Annotated in this window: 2 protein-coding genes and 1 pseudogene; 2 read left to right on the top strand and 1 reads right to left on the bottom strand. The window is 32.3% G+C overall.

The window, feature by feature from the left end:
* Positions 1 to 125 precede the first annotated feature (125 nt).
* Positions 126 to 566, top strand: a complete 441-nt coding sequence (locus V7161_RS30160; RefSeq protein WP_335716440.1) for a CoxG family protein — start codon at positions 126 to 128, stop codon at positions 564 to 566.
* A gap of 162 nt (positions 567 to 728) precedes the next feature.
* Here the strand turns inward: V7161_RS30160 and V7161_RS30165 are convergent, their stop codons facing one another.
* Positions 729 to 1,628, bottom strand: a complete 900-nt coding sequence (locus V7161_RS30165) for a VanW family protein (RefSeq protein ID WP_335716441.1) — start codon at positions 1,626 to 1,628, stop codon at positions 729 to 731.
* Between the two features lie 736 nt (positions 1,629 to 2,364).
* On the opposite strand from V7161_RS30165, the pseudogene V7161_RS30170 reads away from it, so the two are divergent.
* Positions 2,365 to 2,556, top strand: a pseudogene (locus tag V7161_RS30170) (cation:proton antiporter domain-containing protein); the annotation flags it as partial.
* Positions 2,557 to 2,850: the final 294 nt, after the last annotated feature.

A 2,850-nucleotide genomic window follows, 5' to 3' on the forward strand; every position in this document is an offset into this window, starting at 1 on the left:
TAATAAAATTATTAGAAGAAGGAAAGCTGTGTAATTAATGATGTAAATTTATGTCTTTTATGTAATAATTATATTTTGTAGAAATATAAATTTACAATTCATACGTAGTGAAAGTGGGAATCATAATGGCAACAGGAACACATACAGTAGAAATTCCAGTAGATGTACAAGCAGTTTGGGATTATGTTAGTGATCTTGAAAAATGGGCAACGACAGTACCAGCCTATAAAGAACATGAAATTATTAATGACAAGCAATCTATTTGGACATTTGAAGGCAGTGTGAAAGGTATTAAAAAAACAATACAAGCGAAGGTAGATATTACCGAATGGAATGAACCTTCAAATATTAAGTTTTTACTAAAAGGTTTATCAGATAATTTTACAGGAAGCGGTCACTTTACTTCAGAAGATGTTAATGGTAAAACTACAATGACTTGTAGGGTGGAAGTCCATGCAGGCGGATTATCGGGTGCGGTGTTAACACCAATTATTAAATGGGCTGTTCCCAAAGTGGCATCTCGTTTAACAGAATCTATCGCACGTAAAATTGCAGTATTCTCATAGTTGACAATGATTGAAAAACGCTTCAGAAGCAAAGATGTTAACAGTCTAATTAATGTACTTAAACAAACGGGTGCAAGAGTTTAATATCCAGGGCTGCCGTTTTTGGCGGCTTTCTTCTTGAGCTATTGAAGCAGGCTAGTAATAAAAAGCCCCAAAGTATATTTACTTGGGGTTATGCCTTTCATAGGGAAGATATGGCACTTTCTTAGGGGTATATGTAACTACATCAGAAGAATAGATTTCAATTTTTAATTTGTTTTCAATCGGCTTTGCAAGTATGAGTATAGGTTGATTGTATTCATTTTTAAAAATGAAATCAGGTCCATTCCAACTAACAGTGGCATCCCGCTTTGGTGGAACGTACGAAACCTCTCTACTGTGTGAATTACGCTGAACAACTTTTAAACCTGCATTATCAACTGCATTAAAAAGGGTAGATGATACTTGACAAATTCCACCACCATAGTCTTCTGAAAGTTCCCCTTTAACGATAACAGTAGCAGGCATATATCCTTTTCCTGGTGTTCTTTCTCCAACCACTTTATTAAAGGAAAATATTTCACCTGGAAAAAGAACATAATTATTAATGGCTTTTGCAGCAAGATAAATGTTATTGTTTCTTTCTTTGTTATTGGAACTGAAGAATGTTATATATTCCCCGATTTTTTCGCCTCTAATATTTCCAAGTAATTCACTGTCGATCCTTGGATAAATAGCAAGTAAGGGGACTTCTAATTCAGATGAACCATTATTAAAATAATAAGAAAAAATATTTTCTGCGAAAACTTGGCGGTTTAAAGAGTAACCGACTTGTTCTGGTATAATATGACCGTTTTTATCTATAATTGCATTTTTAGGATTTTGGGTAACCTGCTGGTCTATTTGGTCCATAAATTTTTTTAGCTTTTGATAATCTACAATCGGTATTTGAGGCAAGTGCATCGAAAAGTTAGTACGGTTGACAACTGAAATAGGATGACTGTTGTTAGTAATCACTAAACTTCCTGGCATATTCACTTGTTGAGATAAAATTATTAGCCCAAGTATCCAACTTAAATTCATATGCTTAAACCTCCCTAATCTAATTATTGAGTTGAAAGCTCCATTTCATGTAATTGCAGCTGTACTTTTATTGAGGTAATTTCTGGAAAGGAATCCTTTTGATGCAAATGTTGTGAAGAATTATATTTAGAATAAGACGCAACGACTTTTGCTAAACATTAATACTAAGAGAATGATGGGAAATTTATAATAATCTCCCTTAATAAGTGCAAGATAATAACGATTAATTCGTGGAGGTAATTTGTTGTGTTTAACAAAAAACGGAAGATAACATCGTTATTTTGGATGGCTATATTTGGCTTAATTTTAACAACGATATATACAATAATCCTTGGTATTTTAGGATATAGGACAATGAACAGAATCGATTATATTTATAAACAGAATAAACAAAAATCAAAAAATGGCTAATTTAGAATGGCTGAGAAGTCGCTCTTTTTTTATCCTTATTTAACTAACGGTAGCAGGTTAGTTTAAGTACATTTCTTCACAAAGTATAGAAAGCCGATCTTCTCAATAAGGAAAATCGGCTTTTTTAAATAATTTTAAATCGATTGGTTGCCATTAAGTCTCTATTACTAACCGTACTTTGGAGACTTTACTTGCAGTACATTAGAATTGTCACTAAAGTGGTTGCACTAATTCAACTTTTATTATTAAAAAGGTCTATTCAATTTTAATTCCTAAATCAAACACATAGGGCTGTTTTTGGTTGGAATAGTTCGTGGGGGATCGTTCAGCCATGGTTTCACGTGGTGAAGTGGCATTGATTATTGCAGCTATTGGTTTAGAATCTACTCTCCTTAGCCAAGATATGTTCGCAGTCATTGTTGTGGTAGTACTTGTGACAACAATCGTTACGCCACCAATGATGAAATTGTTTTTTAAATCAAATACTCAGAAGGAAAAAATACAAATTAATAAATAAGTCTCCTACAATAAATGTTTTTGCCTAAGAACAAATTAAAGCGAAATGATTGAAATAAGATGGTATATAAGGAGAAGACTATGAATTCCAGGTTAAATGTAGGGGATATTATTTTTCAATTACTTTATTTTGGAGATCTCTTATTTTTTATAGTAATTTTATTTTTATTTTGGCGTTATACGAAAAAGAAAAATGAGAAAAGAAAAAAGAAAAATTAAATCGTATTGAAAAAAAGTTGGATTTGACACAAAAATAATAGTCTTGTTTCAACTAACTGGGGCGATGCTTCAATAA

The sequence above is a fragment of the Neobacillus drentensis genome, assembly GCF_036965425.1.
In the GTDB taxonomy this organism is placed as follows: Bacteria; Bacillota; Bacilli; order Bacillales; family Cytobacillaceae; genus Neobacillus; species Neobacillus drentensis_F.

Bases quoted from the DNA above. Each gene is read 5' to 3' on its own strand.
- V7161_RS30160 (WP_335716440.1), top strand. From the start codon at position 126: ATGGCAACAGGAACACATACAGTAGAAATTCCAGTAGATGTACAAGCA.
- V7161_RS30165 (WP_335716441.1), bottom strand. From the start codon at position 1,628: ATGAATTTAAGTTGGATACTTGGGCTAATAATTTTATCTCAACAAGTG.